Genomic DNA, 296 nt, shown 5'->3' with positions numbered 1-296 from the left:
GCTAAAAAGGCTAGGACCTGATAGAACTTACAAGGACGATGACAGGCCTTACGCTTCTCGTGATACCGCTGTTCAGCCAATTCCGGTACGTAGATTTCGTAGAACCTTTCCTTACCGTTAACCAGCTGTTTATTGGTCACTAAGCCCCGTTTGATCTCATTGTTTATAGTCTGCGCACTAACCCCGATGAGATCAGCAATCTTACGACGAGAATATCCGTCATGATTAAAGAGAACCTCGATATTTCCACGCTCTTTCAAAGTTAGGTGGTGACCCTTGGGACGATTCATGGTAAG

1 protein-coding gene is annotated in these 296 nt (G+C 45.3%); it reads right to left on the bottom strand.

Going from position 1 to position 296, the window contains the following annotated elements:
- Positions 1–296: helix-turn-helix domain-containing protein (locus FC99_RS03615; RefSeq protein WP_156639339.1), on the bottom strand; the 296-nt coding region annotated here is incomplete at both ends.

The organism is Levilactobacillus koreensis JCM 16448, assembly GCF_001435525.1.
Classification (GTDB): domain Bacteria; phylum Bacillota; class Bacilli; order Lactobacillales; family Lactobacillaceae; genus Levilactobacillus; species Levilactobacillus koreensis.
Note: the sequence above shows the minus strand (reverse complement) of the source record. Positions and strands in the feature narration are given on the sequence as shown.